Genomic DNA, 18,885 nt, shown 5'->3' with positions numbered 1-18,885 from the left:
GCTGTGTTCAGCGGGCAGTCGTAGAGGTGCTGAGAGATCAGGTTTTGTATCGGGTTGTTGCTGCTTCTGGACGCTCTGTTTACCGGAGTCAAGGCTGTCGCCCTGGCTCCGGTGCAGCTACCTGCTAGCTACGGGGAGCAGCAGGTTTTCCGTCCACCTGGCGCCAGACATTCAGCGGGTTTTGTTGCTTGAGCGCTTCAGGGAGCAAGACGTCCGGGAAGTTCTGATAGCACACCGGGCGCAGGAAACGCTCAATTGCCGTCGATCCTACCGACGTCGTGCGGCTGTCCGAGGTGGCCGGGAAGGTTCCGCCATGCACCATGGAATCGCAAACCTCTACGCCAGTCGGGAAGCCATTGATGAGAATGCGCCCTGCTTTTTTCTCCAGTGCCTTGACCAGTCCCTGAGCAATCGACAGGTCTTCGTCTTCCAAATGAAGCGTCGCTGTCAGTTGCCCCTCAATGGATTGTGCAAAAGCCAGCATCTCTTCGACGTTTTGGCAGCGAATGACAATAGCGGTCGGGCCGAACACCTCCTCCAACAGGCCAGCATTGGCTGATATCTTCGTAAACGTGGTCTGGTAAAGATGCCCTTGCGCCTGAGTCATTCCTGAATGAGCTTGTCCCGAAGCAACCGCTTCTACACCTGCTTCGCCCGAAACCCTGTTGACCCCCTGTTCATAGGCAGAGTGAATGCCGGGAGTGAGCATGGTCTGAGCCGCTTTCTCAGAAAGGTACGCCCCGGCCCGGGCCAGGAAAGCGTCCATGTCGGGACCTTCCACGGCCAGGACCACACCGGGGTTTGTGCAAAACTGGCCTGCCCCCATGACCAAGGCGTCCACGAAGGCAGTAGCCATGGAATCAGCGCGTTTGGCCAATGCGCCTGGCAGCAGGAAGACCGGGTTGATGCTGCTCATTTCCGCGTAGACCGGGATCGGCTCAGGCCTTGCTGCAGCAGCGCGCATTAATGCCAGGCCGCCAGCTCGAGAGCCGGTGAAACCGACCGCCTTGATCGCCGGGTGCGAGACCAGTTGCTGGCCGACATCACTGCCGTCACCTACCAACAGGGAGAATGTCCCTTCCGGCAGTTCAAGTCGTCTCGATGCCTCCTGAATCACCCGACCTACCAATTCCGAGGTGCCGAGGTGAGCACGGTGGGCTTTCACCACCACGGGGCAGCCGGCAGCCAGTGCAGAAGCGGTATCTCCACCCGCCACGGAGAACGCCAGAGGAAAATTGCTGGCACCAAAGACAGCAACCGGGCCCAGCGGGATTCTGCACATGCGCAAGTCAGGGCGTGGCAAGGGCTTGCGTTCAGGCAGCGGCGAATCGAACGTAGCGGTTTGCCACCGGCCTTGACGGAGCACCGTGGCGAACAGCCGCAGTTGACCTGCCGTGCGGCCACGCTCACCCTCCAGACGCGCAACTGGCAGGCCTGTCTCGAGGTGCGCTCGTTCAATGAGGATTGAACCCAGTTCAATGATCCCGTCAGCGATCGCTTCAAGAAACTGAGCGCGGGTCTCGGGATCGGTAGCGCGCAATGGATCGAACGCTTGCTCTGCAAGTTCGCAGGCCTGATCGACAAGCGCCGTGGTTGCGCAAGTGAAGACCGGAGTGCGGATGGCCTGTTGGTCACAAGGATTAATGGCCAGAAGCTCACGCCCTTTGCCACGAATCATCTGGTAGCCAATTAATTGTTCGCCAGTGAGTTGCATACATGTACTCCACTAATCTGATTATTTGTCCGTAGAAATGGGCTGCTTCAACAGCAGTGCGTAGGCCATTGCTGCCACAGATGCCACGACGGCACTGATCAGAAATGCAGAAGCAAATGAGCCCGTCTGCTGGATGCTGAACCCTGTGACAATTGGAGCGACCGAGCCAGCCAGGTACCCGCCGAAGTTCTGGATGGAGCCAAAGGAGGCAACACGCCGGCTGTCCACCACGGTATTGACGATCATCCAGGCAGTAGAACTGGCCATGTTCACGCTAAAGAGCGCGAAGCAAAGCAAGATCACACTCAAGACAATTCCGCTGCCAAACGAAAGCGGCACCGTGAAGGCTGCTGCCGAGAGCAGCGCGCACACCACGACGATCTTGCGACTACCCAGAATCGTGGCGCCGTTCTTCACCAGGCGGTCGCAGATACGGCCCGCCACAATGGTGCCCAGAGCACCGAACACGTAAGCCAGAGAAACGACCCATGCTGTCTGATAAAGAGTGAGGCCATGCTCACGTTCGAAGTAGCCAGGCAGCCAGGTCAGATGCAGCCACAGCATGTAAATCACGCCCATGAAACCCAGCACTGCCCCCCAGGTGGTCTTGTGACGGAAAAGCTCGGTCCAGGCGCGAAGTTGTTCCTTGATGGTTGGCCTGACCGTAGGCGCTGACTGTGGTTGTAAGGCCAGCAGGCGCTCCCGCTCCTCGGCAGGCAGCTCAGCCAGGTAGCGTTCCTTGCTTTTGTAGAAAGCGAACCAGCAGGCGGCCAACACAATCCCGAACACACCTGTGACGATAAACATGCCTCGCCAACCCCAGGTGACCATCAGCAGCGTCAACAGTGGCGGCGCGATGCACGGACCGATACACGTCGACGACAGCACGATGCCCGTAGGTGTGCCACGCTTCTCGGCTTCGAACCACTCAGACAGTGCTTTGGCCGCCGAAGGAAACATCGGTGCCTCACCAATACCCAGCAAAATCCTCAGTCCGATAAAAGACGAAAAACTGTTGATCAGACCAGATGCGGTCTGGGCCACCGACCACCCAAGGAGCGCCGCGCCCAGGGAAATCTTGCTACCAAGGCGGTCGATGATCACTCCCAAAGGCAACTGGGCGAGCGCGTAGGCCAGAGAAAACGCCGACAACAGGATACCCATCTGTGTAGGCGTGATCCCCATGTCCCGCTGGATCGAAGTGTTGGCAATCGACAACGCACTGCGGTCGACGTAGTTGATGATGCCAATCACCAGGAGCAGGCTCACGGTGATGACCTGGTACTTCTTGTAAGGGGTGGAGCTAACGACCGTGTCAGGCTTGCGGCCAAGCTCTGCTTGCGCATATTTATTATTCATGGGCGTTCACTTTTCTTATTGTTTATTTGAAAGCAGGTCGTTGGTTACATCGAGGCTTCAAGAATCCACCGATAATCGTCAGCAGAAGCCTCACGCGGGTTTGTGCGATGACTGTGGTCAGCCAGGGCGCCCTGGATGATGTTCGAAAACATGTCCTCGGTAACGCCAAGCTCACGCAGACCGGTCGGCAGCCCCAGCGCACGGGTCATGTTGCGAATCGCCTCTTCGATTGCGTTCTCATCAGCCAGGCCAATGGCTTGAGCGATTCGAGCCATCTTGTGCTCGGCCACAACCGTCTGGGCCTGGCGGTTGAATGCGATGACAGCGGGAAGAAAAATCGCATTGAGCGTGCCGTGGTGCAGGCGAGGATCAATGCCGCCCAGGGAGTGACTGAGGCTGTGAACGCAACCCAAGCCCTTCTGGAAGGCCAGGGCGCCCTGCAGTGAGGCACTCATCATGTTGATACGGCCTTCCAGGTTCTTCGGATCCCGGGTTGCGGTTTCGATGAAGCGCCAGGCACGCCACAGACCATCCAGAGCAATACCGTCAGCAGGCGGATTGAACGCAGGGGCCATGAAGGTTTCCAGGCAGTGGGCAATTGCATCCATACCGGTGGCGGCGGTCAGTGCGTGTGGCAGGCCCAGAGTCAACTCCGGGTCGCAGATCGCAGATTTGGGTACGACATAGGGAGAGATCACTCCGACCTTGCGACCGTCATCCAGAATCAGGATGGCGCCACGGCCAACCTCGCTACCAGTACCGGCAGTGGTCGGGACCGCGATAACGGGAGCGGTCGCTGAAGTGATACGGGCCAGGCCACCTTCAATGACGGCAAAGCTCTTCAGCGAGCCTTCGTGGGTAGCGCAGACGGCCACACCTTTGGCCAGGTCGATGGCGGAACCACCCCCGATGGCGATGATTCCGTCGCATCTGAACTCTTTGAATATGGCCACGGCTTCGCGAACGGCTCTTTCGTTCGGGTTGGAAGGCGTGCCGTCATAGATTGGCAGTTTGACGCTAGCATCGGTGAATGTGCCGAGGGCAACATCGATGATGCCGGCAGCCCGGACCCCAAGGTCAGTGACGATCAAAGGCCTGGTTATACCAACACGTTGGCACTCGGCGGGCAAAAGCGAAATGGCTCCTGCGTCGAACTGAATTTGGGTGATGTAATTGATCAGGGACATGGGTCTCCTTGAGCCTTCAGTATTGTTATTATCGGCTTGAATTAGGCCAGTCTGCCGCTTCAGGCGCGACAGGGTGCCGCGCCAGTATATGAATCAATTTCTGACCTCGGTATTGAGAACAATCCATACAGGCATAGCTTGGAGTAATATCAGATGACCCCGTCGCTCAACTCGATCATGTCCAGACTCCATGCCAGACACCTGCGCTTACTTATCGAATTGGACGAGCATGGCTCTCTCCTCGGGGCCGCGAATAGCGTTGGCCTCACTCAACCGGGCGCGAGCAAAGCGCTGCAAGAGATCGAGACGACCTTTGGCACGGCGCTGTTCACACGAACCAACCGGGGGCTGGAGCCTACGGCGGCTGGCTACTGTGCGATCCGATATGCTCGGGTGGTTCAAACAGATATCTCAAACCTTCGGCACGACCTTGATGCGATCTTGAGAGGTGTAGGAGGGCGACTCGCAGTAGGCGCAATCATGGGCGCTGTCCCCCTGTTGATGGGGGCGATTTCGCAGCTCATTGCCATCCAGCCCGAGATGTCGTTCGAGATCATTGAAGACACCAGTCAATCTCTGCTGGCGCAAATCGAGAGCGGCCGACTGGACATGGCGCTGTGTAGAACGTGTGTGAGCAACTCGCCGCATCTGTTCTCGAGTTCGCTTGTTCAGGATGAGACGCTGGCCGTCATCGGCAATATCGATCATCCGCTCAAGGAAGCGCAGACGCTTAGCCTTGAGCAGCTGGCTTCAAGCCGATGGATTGTGTACAGGGCGAACATGCCGATGCGGGTGCAACTGGAGCGTGAGTTTCACGATGCAGGCATTCGCTTCCCGCTCCACCTGGTCGAGACCACTTCAATCCTGGCGACTTTGTCGCTCCTGCAAAACCAGTCCGATTTTGTGGCCCTGGTTTCAATAGATGTGGCGAACCAATGTGCGCAACACCACCGAATACGGATCTTGCCCCACTCGATAAAGTCGGTCAGCGATCCCTACGAACTGGTCACCCGCAGGGGCGGTCAGGCTACACCAGCCATGAAGCAGTTAACGGAGTTACTGCTTGGCCCAGCAGAAACTGTTGATCCGGACGTTTGATGCAGCGATGACAAGATGTGATTGCCCACCAAAGCAAAAGGACCCGCAGAGCAGCAATAATGTTCACTCAAGAGCAACGCGGCTCAAGTGTGGGAGCGGGCTTGCTCGCGAGGGTCTTCAGTGCGCAGCATTTACTTGGTAAATACGCGTCACCGTTAACGACCATCGCGAGCAAGCCCGTTCCCACAGAGGCAGAAATCACTTAAGTGAACAACATTGCCGTGAACGCTATGCCGGTTTTCAGCGAGCAGTCAGCGCGGAGTAACTGTTCATCAGGTTCCGGTAGTTGGGAATACGCTGAGACAGCAGGTTGCCCAGGCCTTCAATGTCGTTGCGCCAATCGCGTTGCAGCTCACACGCTACGGAGAACCAGTTCATCATCTGGGCGCCAGCCTGGCTCATGCGGTTCCAGGACGCTTGTTGTACGGTGGTGTTGAACGTCCCCGAAGAGTCAGTTACCACGAACACGTCAAACCCTTCAGCCAGTGCCGACAACGTTGGGAACGCTACGCAGACATCTGTCACCACGCCGGCGATGATCAATTGCTTGCGGCCCGTTGCCTTGATCGCCTTGACGAAGTCCTCGTTGTCCCAGGCGTTGATCTGGCCTGGTCGAGCGATGTACGGCGCGTGCGGGAACATTTCCTTGAGTTCGGGAACCAGCGGGCCGTTGGGGCCTTGTTCAAAACTGGTAGTGAGGATGGTAGGCAGCTCAAAAAATTTCGCGACGTCAGCCAGGGCCAGCACGTTGTTCTTGAACTCGTTGGGTGTGAAGTCCTGCACCAGAGAAATCAAGCCTGTCTGGTGGTCGACCAGCAGAACTACGGCGTCGTCTTTGTTCAGGCGGTTGTAAGTTGCGTTAGTCATGGTGGAATCCTTTTCGAAGTGGCGGGTGGCTGTCGTTCAGCGATGAGCTCAGATTAATGTTCTCATCAGCGACGAAAAAGCACCTGAAATACGATTGACTGTCCACCTGAGCGAGACAATTCATTTGCAGCTCTTTGGGTGAGCGAGCAGGGTGTCTGGACAGGTAATAACCGGTGGTGCGCAATTGAAGGCTGAACACCTGAACGGGTTATGCAAATACCCTGCGAATGCCGGGTGGAAACATCAGCTCGGGTCGCCGTAGGGAACGGACAGAGAGGCAGCTGTTGCAGGCGGAACAGTGGATCAACAATCTGTCCGGCAGGCGACACTATGGCGCTTCACGAAAAGTCATAACTCATTGATTTTATAAAGATATTGAAATGGCACGGTTTCTGCTCCAGTCCTTGTGCAGGTGCCGCGGCGGCCTCTGCCATCACGAGGACGGGCAATGAACAACACTCTGAAAGTGGTCGCGGTATCCGGGAGCGTGCAGCGCCCAACTCGCACCCTGGTGCTGCTCAAGGCCCTGGTCGCCGGTCTTGAGCAACAGTTGCCGATCGCGCTGCACTTGATCGAGTTGTCCGAGATCGGCCCGCAGTTTGCCGGGGTGCTGCGCCGCGAAGACTTGCCCGCAAGGGTAGAGGCCCATCTGCAAGCCATTGAAACGGCCGACCTGCTGATTGCTGCCAGTCCGGTGTACCGCGCCTCATACACTGGACTGTTCAAGCACCTGTTCGATTTCGTCCATCACCAGGCATTGAACAACGTGCCGGTGTTGCTGGCCGCCACCGGTGGCTCGGACCGCCACGCTCTGGTCATCGAACACCAGTTGCGCCCGCTGTTTGGTTTCTTTCAGGCCCTGAGTTTGCCCATCGGGGTGTATGCCACAGAAGCCGACTTTACCGATTACCAGATCACCAGCCCGCAGGTGCTAGAGCGCATCGAGCGCGCTGTCGAGTCCGCGGTCCGGAACCTCACTTCGACTGTGCAACCGGACGCCAGCGCGGCCTGAAGTTACCGGTAAACCTCACTTCAACGTATCACTGGAGTACACGCAATGAGCCAGGACAACATCAAGTTTGCCTACTGGGTTCCCAACGTCAGCGGGGGACTTGTAATCAGCAAGATCGAACAACGCACCAGCTGGGACATCGATTACAACCGCAAGCTGGCGCAAATCGCCGAAAAGGCCGGTTTCGAGTACGCCTTGTCACAGATCCGCTTTACCGCCGGTTATGGCGCCGAAAACCAGCATGAGTCGGTGACCATCAGCCACGCATTGTTGGCCGCCACCGAGAAGCTCAAAGTGATTGCTGCCATCCTGCCTGGGCCCTGGACTCCGGTACTGGCTGCCAAACAGCTGGCCACCATCGACCAGTTCACCAACGGTCGGGTTGCGGTCAATATCGTGTCGGGCTGGTTCAAGGGCGAGTTTCGGGCCATTGGCGAGCCGTGGCTGGACCACGATGAACGCTATCGTCGCTCGGAAGAATTCATCCAGGCGCTCAAGGGCATCTGGACCCAGGACAACTTCAGTTTTCATGGCGACTTCTACCGTTTCCATGACTTCACGCTCAAACCCAAGCCACTGCAGCAACCGCACCCGGAAATCTTCCAGGGTGGCAGCTCACGCGCCGCGCGGGAGATGGCTTCGCGGGTTTCCGATTGGTACTTCACCAACGGCAACAGCGTCGAAGGCATCAAGGCCCAGATCGACGACATTCGGGCCAAGGCTGCGCTCAATGGCCATTCGGTGAAAGTCGGGGTGAACGCTTTTGTCATCGCCAGAGAAACCGAAGCTGAGGCTCAAGCGGTACTGGAGGAGATCATCGCGAAGGCCGATCCAGAGGCCGTCAACGGTTTCGGCAGCGAGGTGAGGAACGCCGGTGCCTCCAGTCCTGAAGGAGAAGGGAACTGGGCCAAGTCCACTTTCGAAGACCTGGTGCAGTACAACGACGGCTTCAAGACCAACCTGATCGGTACTGCGCAGCAGATTGCTGAACGCATCGTAGCCCTCAAGGCCGTGGGCGTGGACCTGATCCTCAGTGGCTTCCTGCACTTTCATGAAGAAGTGGAGTACTTCGGCAGAAAGGTGTTGCCGTTGGTGCGTGAGCTGGAGCGCGAGGCGGTCACGGCCAAGGCTGCGGCACTCGCTTAAAAGACGGGATGGGCGTCTCGCGGCTGAGTCCCTGATCCGATGTGCAATCCGGTCTCAGGACCCAGCTGGAAAACCCCTCAAGATGATTGGCGGGGGACGTGTCGGGGGTCGCGAAGCCATTGCTGCAATTCCGTTTCGGCTTGCTCCATGGCATTGCGGTTAAGCAATTTTCGCATCAATGCGATGCTGACCGCACGAGCTCTGAGATTGTATGTATAGCTACCCAGATGGCCATCGGTTGGTTGATAGGCACCGAGCTTTTCGTACAACTGCTGCAATCGATTTTGTACGCTGCGCAATGAAAGGCAGCGTCGACTGGCTATGGCACGGTCTGTAAGTCCCAGTGCGATGTCTTGCAGCACTTCATACTCGGTGTCCGTCAGGCCAAGTACCTGGTCTTGGGACTTCTGCTGCACGCCGCGTATCTCACGATCTATGACGCATTGTTGCTCAATGAAAAGACTGCGCAGCGCCAGGCGCAAGCGCTCCTCCGAGGCGGTCTTGAGCACATAGCCGTAAGCAGCGCCCTCTGGAACGATTCGCGAAATGCCTCGCACATAGGCTTCATCAGCATAATTAGACCAGAACAGAATCGATGTATCGGGCCGGTCTCGCCAGATCGTCTTGGCAGCCTCCACCCCGGTGCGTCTGGGCATCTGCAAATCCATGACTACCGCCGTGATCCCATACTCATGGGCCAGTCGCTCTCCTGCCAGCCCGTCCTCGGCTTCCAGCAACCGGGTGCATTCAGGAAGCGCCAGTTCTATAACTTCCTTGAGAAATGCGCGATGAACGGGGTCATCTTCAATCAACAAGACATCCATCAAACGGTTTGCTCCGGTTCAATGTGAGGGACGGGCAGGGGCAGACTTATACAGACGTGTGTTCCCTTGCCTTGCGGACCGGTCTCGATCTGCAGTTGGGCGTCGAGCAAGCGAGCGCGGATTTTCATGTTCTGTATTCCGCCGCAGTTCAGCAGATTATCCCGGTCAAGTCCGAGGCCATCATCGACGATGGAAAGCTGCAGGCGGTTCGCGGCCCGGCTGATCTCGATGTCAATGGAGTCCGGATAAGCATGTTTGATAGCGTTGTTAACCGCTTCCTGGATGATGCGAAACAGGGCAATTTTCTGCGGCTCTGCAAGCTTGTTTGCTAACCCGCCTGTGGTGTCACGCAGGCGAGTGGCAATGCTCAGGCCACTGTTGCGCACACTGCGCAACAACAAATCCTCTACGCCTTCTTCCAGGCCGAAAAGCTGGAGCACTGTGGGTTTGACCGCATCAATGATAAGGCGCAGCTCCTGCATGCTCTCTTGCAACGCGTCACTGACGGGTTTCAGGTCATTCCCCGACAGCGTATCCACGGTCATCAGGCGGGCGATCCGGCGGTGCAGGCGCGTCATGTCGGCCAGCGTCTGGTCGTGTAAATCCATGCCAATGCGCTGCCGTTCGTTTTCCAGCTCCTCGGTCAAGCGCAGGGCCCCCAGGCGCAAGCCCTCTTCTCGGGCGCGAATCTGGGTTTCGGCGATCGCCAGTCTTTTTGCTTGATCGGTCTGGCGTAGTGCGTAGAGGTAGGACGCCAGCAGATCGGCGACATGCTGGGTATGGTGCACGTCTTCCAGGGTGTAGTAATCGGCTGCATGTTTGGAACAGCTCAATGCACCGATAATTTCACCTCGCGCCCGCAACGGCACGTGAAGTCTGCTGCGCAGCCCCGCATCGAAAATGGGCGTGTTGAACGCGCCGACAAACTGATAGCGGGGGTCAGTCGTAGCGTCTTGACTGAGGATGTAAGGTTCCTCTCCCAACAGCAGGGCACGGATCGGACTTTCCACGATCGGCAGCGGGTGATTGGCAAAGTTGCTCCATGCGGTGTGTAACCCCGTTTCATAAGCATGCAGATGGTTTTCTCCATCCAGCAACAGCAAGCTGATGTCCAGGTGATCATGGGGCAGGATGATGCGAATTTCCTCGGAAATTGCGTCAATCATCGACTGGAAGTCCAACTGACCCGCGAGGGCCCTGGAGATGCCGAGAAAGTGATGGAGGACATCCTCGGCATGGATGCTGGGTCGTTTCACGGTCATGCACCTTTTATTTTTGTAGCCCTACCATACCCGCTATCACTGAACGCGGGCATCCCTCTGCGCGGGCGATCAGGTGACCTGATTGAAAAATTGCGAATGCTCGCAGGCAGATTGCGTGATCCCGCATATTTGGTGCGGTGTCGCGCCGCATATCTGCATTGATGTGCGCAGACGCTGGCTGTGAGACGGCGCAGACTGAAATCGAACTTGTGTAAAACGGTGAGCATCCATCCATTGGACCGCCCGAACCCCAAAAATAATAACAAAGGTCAATCCATGAAAATTCGTCCGTTGCGATGCCTGTTTCTATCAAGCGCGCTGTTGCTTTCTCCCTTCATGCAAGTGCAGGCCGATACGGCCGACAAGACCATCGCCTTGTCCAATAACTACGCGGGTAATTCCTGGCGTCAGAATATGCTTGGCAGCTGGAAGCAGACCACCGACGACGCTGTGAAAAAAGGCGTTATCGCTTCCGCAGACGCCTTCACAACCGGTGAAAATCAGGCTACCGAGCAAGCGGCACAAATCCAGAACCTCATCCTTCAGGGTTACAGCGCCATCGTCATCAACGCAGCGTCGCCGACCGCTCTAAATGGCGCCGTCAAGCAGGCCTGCGATGCGGGCATTATCGTCGTGTCCTTCGATGGCATCGTCACCGAACCCTGTGCCTATCGCATCTCCATGGACTTTAAACAAAGCGGTCTTGACCAGATGGATTACCTGGCCAAACGCTTCCCAAATGGCGCAAACATACTGGAGATTCGCGGGCTGGCAGGCGTCTCGGTGGATGAGCAGATCCATTCCGGGATCGTTGCGGGCGCGCAAAAGTATCCCAACCTGAAAATCGTTGGCTCGGTCAACGGCAACTGGTCACAGACTGCCGCGCAGAAAGCGGTGGCGGGCATTTTACCTAGCCTGCCACCTATAGATGCCCTGGTGACTCAAGGGGATGACGGTTACGGCGCGGCCCAGGCGTTCATGTCCGCTGGACGGCCGACGCCGACGATTATCTTCGGTAATCGCGAGGAAGAGCTGTCGTGGTGGAAGAAACAGAAAGACGCCAACGGCTACCAAAGCTTTTCGATTTCCAGCGCTCCGAGCATCTCCAGCCTGGCGTTCTGGGTAGCCCAGCAATTGCTGGATGGCAAGAAAATGCCCCATGACTTGCTGTCGCCAGCAGTCAGCGTGACTCAGGACTCACTGGAGCCTGCACTCAAGGGCCTTGAGAAGGGCGGGATTGTCAGTCAGGTCTACAGCGTCGAGGACGTCGCCACGCTGACAAGCCCATCCGCTCATTGACCAGCATTGCCGCGCCTGAGTGCGCGGCAATGCCGAGGAGAATGTCATGTCTGACTTTCAACGAGCGCTGGTAACCTTCCAAGGTATCGGCAAATCGTTTGGCGCTGTTCGCGCCCTGTGTGAGGTCAACCTGAGTGTTCAGGGCGGAGAGTGCCTGGGGTTGATCGGCCATAACGGCGCGGGTAAATCCACCCTGATGCAAGTCTTGGCCGGCACTCTTTCTGCCGACTGCGGTGCGCTGCTGGTCGGCGATCAGGAAGTACGCTCCAGCTATGGCGTGCAGGTGGCACGCCAGCACGGGATCCGCTGTGTGTTTCAGGAACTGTCTTTATGCCCAAACCTCAGCGTGGCCGAAAATACCCGGCTGATGTCACCGGCTATTCGTGGCTGGGGCTGGCGACGTAAAGCCAGGGCGCTGATCGAAGCCAGTCTTGATCAGATTTTTCCGGGCCATGATATTCGTGGCGACGACATCGTTGCCGAGTTGCCGATCGGCAAACGCCAGATGGTTGAAATTGCCCGTGCATTCGTGCGTGTCGATGAACGCCTGGACTTGGTGATTCTCGATGAACCCACGTCCTCTCTGGATTCGCGGGTTGCCGAACAACTCCTGCAGTTTGTCCGGCGCTTTGTCGGCGCTGGCGGCAGCATCGTGCTGATTAGCCACATTCTTGGGGAGATGCTGGACACCTGTGACCGCATTACCGTAATGCGTGACGGGCGAGTGGTAGAGATTCGCCCCGCGACGAATTTTACCCACGCGTCCCTGGTGGAGTGCATGGGGAGCGCCGCAAAGGCGGCTTGCGAACAGCACGTTTTTGTCTCGCGACGGGCTCATGGTTCTCCCGTGGTGGCTCAACGTCCGGCCCGTCAAGCCAATGCAATGACAGTCAATGCGCATCCTGGCGAAATCGTCGGTCTCACCGGGTTGGCAGGACATGGCCAAAGCCAGTTACTCATTCAAATACTGCGTCACCGTATTGCCAGGGGGCAGGGCGCCGCGCTAGTGGCCGGGGATCGACAAAATGACGGTGTGTTTGCGATGTGGTCTATCGCCGAGAACATCACGATCAGTTCGTTGGCCCATCTGAAGCGCGGTGCCCTGATCGATCCGGACGCAGAGCATGCCATGGCTGAAGAATGGCAAAAACGCATGGGAATCCGCACCCCGGATATGGGAAACCCCATCCTTTCACTGTCGGGCGGTAATCAACAAAAAGCACTGTTCGCCCGCGCATTGGCATCGCGCAGCGATCTGATCCTGATGGATGATCCCATGCGTGGCGTTGATGTCGGCACCAAGCGTGAGGTGTACTCGATCATCGCTCAGGAGGCGGCCCAAGGGCGCACCTTCATCTGGTACACCACAGAGCTGGAAGAGCTCGATTACTGTGACCACATCTATGTGTTTCGTGATGGCCAGGCAGTCCTTGACCTGCCACGCAGCCAACTAAGCGAGGAGCAGATTCTTCGCTGCTCCTTTGTGGAGCAAACGGCATGAATGCATCTACCTCGCTACCGCTGAAAGGCGCTGCGGTCAAATCGCCCGGGTTGAACTATGCACGCCTGCTGCGCAGTGCGTTGCCCGGGGTTTCACTCGCGGCGCTGCTGATCACAATTTTCATCATGCAGCCCAGGGCCATGAGTTACATGGGCATGAACCTGATGCTTAACCTGGCGGTGCCGATCGCCTTGGCGACCATCGCCCAGATGCTGATCATCACTGTCAACGATCTTGACCTGTCGCTGGGCAGTTTTATCAGCTTCGTCGCCTGCGTGGCGGCAACGTTGCTGGACCAGCACCCCGTACTTGGCTGCCTGGCGTTGCTCGGATGCATTGCGGTGTACGCGTTGCTGGGCGCGCTGATTCATATACGCAACTTGCCTTCCATCGTCGTAACTCTCGGCATGTCGTTCGTGTGGATGGGCGCTGCTGTGCTGTTGTTGCCTGCGCCGGGAGGCAGTTCGCCTGAATGGCTGCAGAGCCTGGTTCGTATCAAGACACCTTTGCTGCCTTTCGCGATCATTGTCTGTGTGGTGCTGGCGATTGCCGTACATGTGTTTTTGATGCGTTCGACGCTGGGTGTTGTGTTGCGGGGGGCGGGGGGAAATCCGCTGGCCATTGCGAAGGCAGGGTGGTCGCTGCTGCGCATCAAGATAACCATGTATGCGCTGGCCGGTACGTTCGGGGTCTTCGCCGGCCTGTTTTTAGTCGGCCTGACCACCTCTGCAGACGCAAGCATCGCGCTGCGTTACACCTTGTTGTCCATCGCGGGCGTGATCCTCGGTGGCGGTGAGTTTGTCGGCGGCCGCGTCTCGCCCACCGGTGCAGTGCTGGGAGCCCTGACACTGGTGCTGGCAGGCTCGCTGCTGTCCTTTATGCGCATTTCGCCAGACTGGCAGATGGGTGCCCAGGGCGCGATTCTGATTCTCGTCCTCGCCTTGCGTACGTCCGTCAACCGTCTTGAGGCTCGCCCACTATGAAGCGTGTTCCGTTACTCACCACGGTCATGGGCAAGCCCTGGGTATGGTCGTTCCTCGCCGCCTTGCTGATTTGGATCGCGACCATTGCCTTCACCGGGGGCCAGGGTGCAGGTTCGCTGTTGTCAGGCTCACTGAGCTTCTCGGCGTTCTTCGTGATAGTCGGCATCGGCCAGATGTTTGTGATTACCACGGGCCCGGGCAACATAGATTTGTCGATTCCGGCCAATATCGCACTCAGCGGGGCCATTGGCATGAAGTTGATGGACGGCCAGCCAGGTCTGATCTGGTTGGGCGTTCTAGGTGTACTGGGGGCCGGTATGTTGATCGGTTGTGCCAACTACGCCTTGATCCGAGTGCTTCGCATACCACCGATCATTGCCACGCTGTCAGCCAGTTTCCTGTTGCAGTCAATGGCGATTGCCTACGGTCGAAGCATTCGGATCCAGCCACCGGAAATGTTCTACCAGTTCTGCACCGGAAACATCTTGGGCGTTCCGTACCTGGCGATCAGCGTCGTGCTGCTGGCAGTCGTCATGGGCTACGTGCTGACACGCAGCATCTACGGCCGCTGGACGATCGCCATTGGCCAGAACGCCCGTGCTGCGGAGCTTGCCGGTGGCCATGTCAACCTGATCCGCTTCGCGACCTACGTACTCTGTGCGGTCTTTGCCAGCCTCTGCGGCCTTCTGCTGGCCGGTTTTTCCGGAGGGGCTTCGTTGAGCATGGGCGAGGAGTACCTGCTGGCCTCGATTGCAGTCGTGGTGATCGGCGGGACCTCAGTGGCGGGTGGATTTTCCAACGTGCCCGGCATCTGGGGAGCGGCGCTGTTTCTTTATCTGCTGGTAAGCATGCTTAACACCTTTGGCGCCAGTGCCGGGGTGCGCTTGATCCTTACCGGCCTGATCATCATTGCGGTCATCACCGCCGTCAGTGGCCGCAAGTCGGCACGCACTGCCTGAATAGAGGGTATTTCCATGTTTGAACCTCACTATGAATACATCGATGAACGCTTCCGCGCATTGACACTGCCCAACACTCAACTCGAGCAGCTCTATAACCAATGCCGCTGGGCCGAGGGGCCGGTCTGGTTTAACGACGGTGGTTACCTCTTGTGGAGTGACATTCCCAACCAGCGTATTTTGCGCTGGACGCCAGAGCAGGGCGTGTCGGTGTTTCGTCAAGACTCCAACTTCGCCAACGGCAATACCCGAGATCTTCAGGGCCGACTGGTCACCTGTGAACACGGCCCACGCCGCGTGACCCGCACTGAGCCGGACGGGTCGATCACGGTGATCGCGGATCGTTACCAGGGCAAACGCCTGAACTCACCGAACGACGTGGTGGTTCACCGTGACGGCGCCATCTGGTTTACTGACCCGACCTACGGAATCCTCACTGATTACGAAGGCTTCAAGGCTGAGCAGGAACAGCAGGGCCAGAATGTCTATCGGGTCGATCCGGTGACGGGTGAAGTCCAATGCGTGGCGGATGATTTCGTTCAGCCCAATGGCCTGGCGTTTTCGGCCGATGGCAAGACTCTGTACATTGCCGACTCGGCGCGCACACATGACCTTGCAGCCCCACATCACATTCGAGCGCTGGAGGTGATAGACCACTGTCGTTTGGGTCGTTCGCGGGTGTTCGCCGAGATCGAACCCGGGATCCCCGACGGCTTGCGCGTCGATGTACAAGGGAACGTGTGGACGAGCGCGGGTGACGGGATTCAATGCTTTGCTCCTGACGGCACATTACTGGGCAAGATCCTGCTGCCGGAGAAAGTCGCCAACCTCACGTTCGGCGGTCCACGTCGCAACCGCTTGTTTATCACCGCCAATACGTCGCTCTACATGATCCATGTGGCGGTGGCGGGCGCACAGATGCCGTGAAGGTGATCGCTCCCAAACACGACACAAACTGAGTTGCATCGGTATAAAAAAACCGCCCGGAGGGGGGCGGTTTTCTTCGACATTCAACTGATGAGACCGTTTCTAGATTCTCAGGTGACGTATGAGATTAATTTGACGACTCCCAGTTCGAATCTGAAAAGCCAATCAATGACGGGTTGTGCCAAATTGCAATAGCTGTAGCTACAGTTAAATTGCTGTATTGCTGGCGTCAAGTGATAGTGGGTTTGTACGAATAAGGGAGTGACAAGCAAAGCAATAGCAACACCAGCCACTGCATAAGCCCTTATCTTTATCCAGCTTCCACCCGCCAACCCAAATACTTCACCTATGAACACCAAGACGCTTAAGATCAGACTAAAAATAGTCGTGGCCAACACAATAGGCACAACGACAGTATTCTTTATTCTTCGCAAATCGTAGTGGGCAGTATCAAATTTCCTTACAAAGCCTTCATATATCCAGTTGTCTTTGGGCAGCCCCCATGGCTGCTGCTTGACTTGCGCATCAACTGCATCATTGAAGTACAGAGCCATAAGGTCTTTGCCTCTGGCCTTGTCCCCTGTCACGAAAAGGGGATCTTCAACCAAATAAAACATATTGACACTGAATAGCCTCGACTCAATTGTTCGAATGTTATCGCCGGAATATTCAGGGATGAGTACGTTCTTATAGTCATTGTCGCGCCACGCAAGACGTTGCACATAATAGGTGGAAATAGCGCGCTTGGCGGCGGCGGGGTACTTATCAACTAAAGAAGTGCCAATATGAGATACCACAGCGTTCTGGACGTTCCCCAAAACAAATCCAGATATTATGGCAGTAGCGATTATTGAATACAGGGTCTTTTCCAAATTAAACCTTAATTTAGACGCTACATAGGCGGCAATCACAGCGCCAAGAATCGAAAAGGTTACAAAGCCACCCAAGTCTGATTTCTTGGACACTGACTGGCTCCAGTCATACATCCTTAGACTGAGCAACTCCTCGACGCCAGAGACAGCAGAGTGATCGCTAAGTGTGTGGATCAAGTGCAAATTAATAAACATACCGAAAAGTGCAGCAGCTGAAATTATAATTTTTGGCAGGGTTTTGATCATGCAATCCCAATCCTTAGTGATCGACTTAAATAGCGTGCTTATGGACTGAGAGATTCTAGCAAGAATTGGCAGGTTTAGATAAGTTTCAGTAAGGAGAGATGCAGCGGTGGCTGTTGAACAGTGAACGGGCGTACGGGACAATAGATGAGGAAGCTGTTCATCGATTTATGTTCACAAGACTTCCGACGTGTCGCACTACGGCTTCCGCTTTGGAGGTTAGATAAATCCAAAATAGGCTGCAGGCTTACCGCGAGAAATTTGCTTCGCTGGGCTCGTATCTACTAGGCACTGTACGAAAAGTAGTGTCTTAAACACCGCCGCCAGCAAGCCAACGTGACAATCGCCGAGAAAGTGTTCTTTAGACTGCGAGAGCTATGTGCATCGAGGCAGCGGCGCCATCGAACGCTTCCGCCCCTAGCTGGCATGAGGAAAGCGACCATCGCGCACATGCCGCTCTATGGCGTCAGCTCTCGGCTGAGCTCAGCAGGACTTCATGGGAATTCCCGAGACCCATCGTGGATGAGCGTGAGGATGAACCTGCAACTTATGAGGCTGCTGCACCTACCGAGCGGATTGATACCGAGACCAAGGAGGGCATGGACTCCTACCTGACGAAAGCCCAATACGTTACGCGGCTTGAGATCAAAAACTTTGGGCCCATCGACCAGCTGGATCTCAACCTAGAAGCACCCGGCGCGTCGAGCGCGCCCTGTTACAGTTGCCGCCGCAGGTCATGCGGCGGAATTTAAGGTGTTCAGCCAAAGATATTCAGTTAATGACCTCACAAGGTTTTGTCGATGTGATGTACTTCGCACAAGCCTTATTCACCTTGCCACGAAGTGTCTCCCTCGCGGCGTTCTTTGCTGCCGTGCACGCGGCGTGGTCTGTTCCGGGAGCCGACCCAGTGGCGCTAGCTCCGCGGTCACTGGAAGGACAGTCGCCTGTAGCTTGCGACGATACGATAGCTGTCCCGATACTCTTGCCGCGAGCCTTGGCTGTATCGGTTTCGGCAGCGTGGCTTGTAGAGATTAATCCAGCCATGATTATTGCGGTAGCCAAGACGCTTGAGATTTTCAACATATACGATCCCTCATGTTGTGTGAGTGCAATGAGTCTAACTTTTCATAGGTGTCACTGTGTTGCCTGGTATGGGGGCTACTCACATAGCGCAAACTATTACATAACTGAGTTACTGGCGATTTAGTGAGTTGCCTCCAAAATACTGTCTGGCGTCGCTGAAGCCCTCCAGGACTAGCTTGTAAAAGTTGATACAACTTCACCTCGTGTTGTTAGCAGTACCGCCATGTTTCTAAACACATACAGGATCAGATCGTCGTTGATCGAGATGTCAGGAGAGATGGTGATAGTGCAATTCATTTCCCCTGTTTCGGGTGGAATGTAGTCAGCGAAACTTGCGCAAAAAGGATTGTCTCCAAATGCAAACGAACTAGGTGGGTCCGGATAGAGTGAGCGTCCCACGAGCACGAAATAGGGTGTGCTAGTAATCGGGTTCATCTTGCGGGCCGGCATGTCGATTAGTGCGCCGTTGACGAAATATTTCGCCACAGAACTGCTGATGTTCGCTATGTAAACTTGTCCTGTCATTGGAGCCTCCACTAACTTGTCCAA

General features: G+C 56.4%; 16 protein-coding genes. 8 read left to right on the top strand and 8 right to left on the bottom strand.

Annotated features, from left to right (window positions below):
* Positions 1-124 precede the first annotated feature (124 nt).
* From KO536_RS10835 to KO536_RS10825, 3 genes are read right to left on the bottom strand one after another with little or no spacing between them, the layout of a single operon-like run.
* A complete protein-coding gene (locus KO536_RS10835; RefSeq protein WP_219261913.1) occupies positions 125-1,714 on the bottom strand; it encodes an aldehyde dehydrogenase (NADP(+)) in 1,590 nt (529 codons plus the stop codon).
* A 21-nt stretch (positions 1,715-1,735) separates the two neighbouring features.
* Positions 1,736-3,073 carry an MFS transporter gene (locus KO536_RS10830; protein ID WP_219261912.1) on the bottom strand — a complete coding sequence of 446 codons (1,338 nt, stop codon included), beginning with the start codon at positions 3,071-3,073 and terminating at the stop codon, positions 1,736-1,738.
* Between the two features lie 44 nt (positions 3,074-3,117).
* Positions 3,118-4,260, bottom strand: coding sequence for an iron-containing alcohol dehydrogenase (locus KO536_RS10825; RefSeq protein ID WP_219261911.1), 1,143 nt, complete (start codon positions 4,258-4,260; stop codon positions 3,118-3,120).
* A 153-nt stretch (positions 4,261-4,413) separates the two neighbouring features.
* Here KO536_RS10825 and KO536_RS10820 point away from each other — a divergent pair, with 153 nt between their 5' ends.
* Complete coding sequence (locus KO536_RS10820) at positions 4,414-5,358, top strand: LysR family transcriptional regulator (RefSeq protein ID WP_133079481.1); 945 nt, start codon at positions 4,414-4,416, stop codon at positions 5,356-5,358.
* A gap of 240 nt (positions 5,359-5,598) precedes the next feature.
* Here KO536_RS10820 and ycaC read toward each other — a convergent pair whose 3' ends face one another.
* Positions 5,599-6,225 (bottom strand): isochorismate family cysteine hydrolase YcaC, encoded by a 627-nt coding sequence (ycaC, locus tag KO536_RS10815; protein ID WP_219261910.1) that lies wholly within the window; start codon positions 6,223-6,225, stop codon positions 5,599-5,601.
* Positions 6,226-6,673: 448 nt separating this feature from the next.
* Here ycaC and msuE point away from each other — a divergent pair, with 448 nt between their 5' ends.
* Together msuE and sfnG are read left to right on the top strand one after the other, a co-directional pair.
* A complete protein-coding gene (gene msuE, locus KO536_RS10810; protein ID WP_133079482.1) occupies positions 6,674-7,237 on the top strand; it encodes an FMN reductase in 564 nt (187 codons plus the stop codon).
* Positions 7,238-7,282: 45 nt separating this feature from the next.
* A complete protein-coding gene (gene sfnG, locus KO536_RS10805; RefSeq protein WP_219261909.1) occupies positions 7,283-8,383 on the top strand; it encodes a dimethylsulfone monooxygenase SfnG in 1,101 nt (366 codons plus the stop codon).
* Positions 8,384-8,460: 77 nt separating this feature from the next.
* Here the strand turns inward: sfnG and KO536_RS10800 are convergent, their stop codons facing one another.
* Positions 8,461-9,207, bottom strand: a complete 747-nt coding sequence (locus KO536_RS10800; RefSeq protein ID WP_133079484.1) for a response regulator transcription factor — start codon at positions 9,205-9,207, stop codon at positions 8,461-8,463.
* Complete coding sequence (locus tag KO536_RS10795) at positions 9,207-10,469, bottom strand: GAF domain-containing sensor histidine kinase (RefSeq protein ID WP_133079485.1); 1,263 nt, start codon at positions 10,467-10,469, stop codon at positions 9,207-9,209. Before KO536_RS10795 ends, KO536_RS10800 begins: the two co-directional genes overlap by 1 nt.
* A gap of 276 nt (positions 10,470-10,745) precedes the next feature.
* On the opposite strand from KO536_RS10795, the gene KO536_RS10790 reads away from it, so the two are divergent.
* The 5 genes from KO536_RS10790 to KO536_RS10770 are packed head-to-tail and all read left to right on the top strand — an operon-like array spanning position 10,746 to position 16,138.
* Positions 10,746-11,768 carry an ABC transporter substrate-binding protein gene (locus KO536_RS10790; RefSeq protein ID WP_133079486.1) on the top strand — a complete coding sequence of 341 codons (1,023 nt, stop codon included), beginning with the start codon at positions 10,746-10,748 and terminating at the stop codon, positions 11,766-11,768.
* Between the two features lie 46 nt (positions 11,769-11,814).
* On the top strand, positions 11,815-13,269 hold the full coding sequence (locus KO536_RS10785) for a sugar ABC transporter ATP-binding protein (protein WP_133079487.1): 1,455 nt from the start codon (positions 11,815-11,817) through the stop codon (positions 13,267-13,269).
* Entirely contained in the window at positions 13,266-14,252 is a 987-nt protein-coding gene (locus tag KO536_RS10780; protein WP_219261908.1) for an ABC transporter permease, read from the top strand. Before KO536_RS10785 ends, KO536_RS10780 begins: the two co-directional genes overlap by 4 nt.
* The gene (locus KO536_RS10775) at positions 14,249-15,211 is read left to right on the top strand and encodes an ABC transporter permease (protein ID WP_133079488.1); all 963 of its coding nucleotides are present in this window, start codon (positions 14,249-14,251) and stop codon (positions 15,209-15,211) included. The genes KO536_RS10780 and KO536_RS10775 overlap by 4 nt, the downstream gene beginning before the upstream one ends.
* Positions 15,212-15,226: 15 nt before the next feature.
* Positions 15,227-16,138, top strand: a complete 912-nt coding sequence (locus tag KO536_RS10770) for an SMP-30/gluconolactonase/LRE family protein (RefSeq protein ID WP_133079489.1) — start codon at positions 15,227-15,229, stop codon at positions 16,136-16,138.
* 110 nt (positions 16,139-16,248) lie between these two features.
* On the opposite strand, the gene KO536_RS10765 is transcribed toward KO536_RS10770, so the two are convergent.
* Together KO536_RS10765 and KO536_RS10760 are read right to left on the bottom strand one after the other, a co-directional pair.
* Entirely contained in the window at positions 16,249-17,256 is a 1,008-nt protein-coding gene (locus KO536_RS10765) for a hypothetical protein (protein WP_133079490.1), read from the bottom strand.
* A gap of 1,251 nt (positions 17,257-18,507) precedes the next feature.
* Positions 18,508-18,861: a hypothetical protein gene (locus KO536_RS10760; RefSeq protein WP_219261907.1), complete on the bottom strand. Its 354-nt coding sequence runs from the start codon at positions 18,859-18,861 to the stop codon at positions 18,508-18,510.
* Positions 18,862-18,885: the final 24 nt, after the last annotated feature.

The sequence above is a fragment of the Pseudomonas sp. NKUCC02_KPG genome (genome assembly GCF_019345465.1).
Classification (GTDB): Bacteria; Pseudomonadota; Gammaproteobacteria; order Pseudomonadales; family Pseudomonadaceae; genus Aquipseudomonas.
The sequence above is the reverse complement of the archived record's forward strand: the minus strand, read 5'-3'. Positions and strand labels throughout refer to the sequence as shown.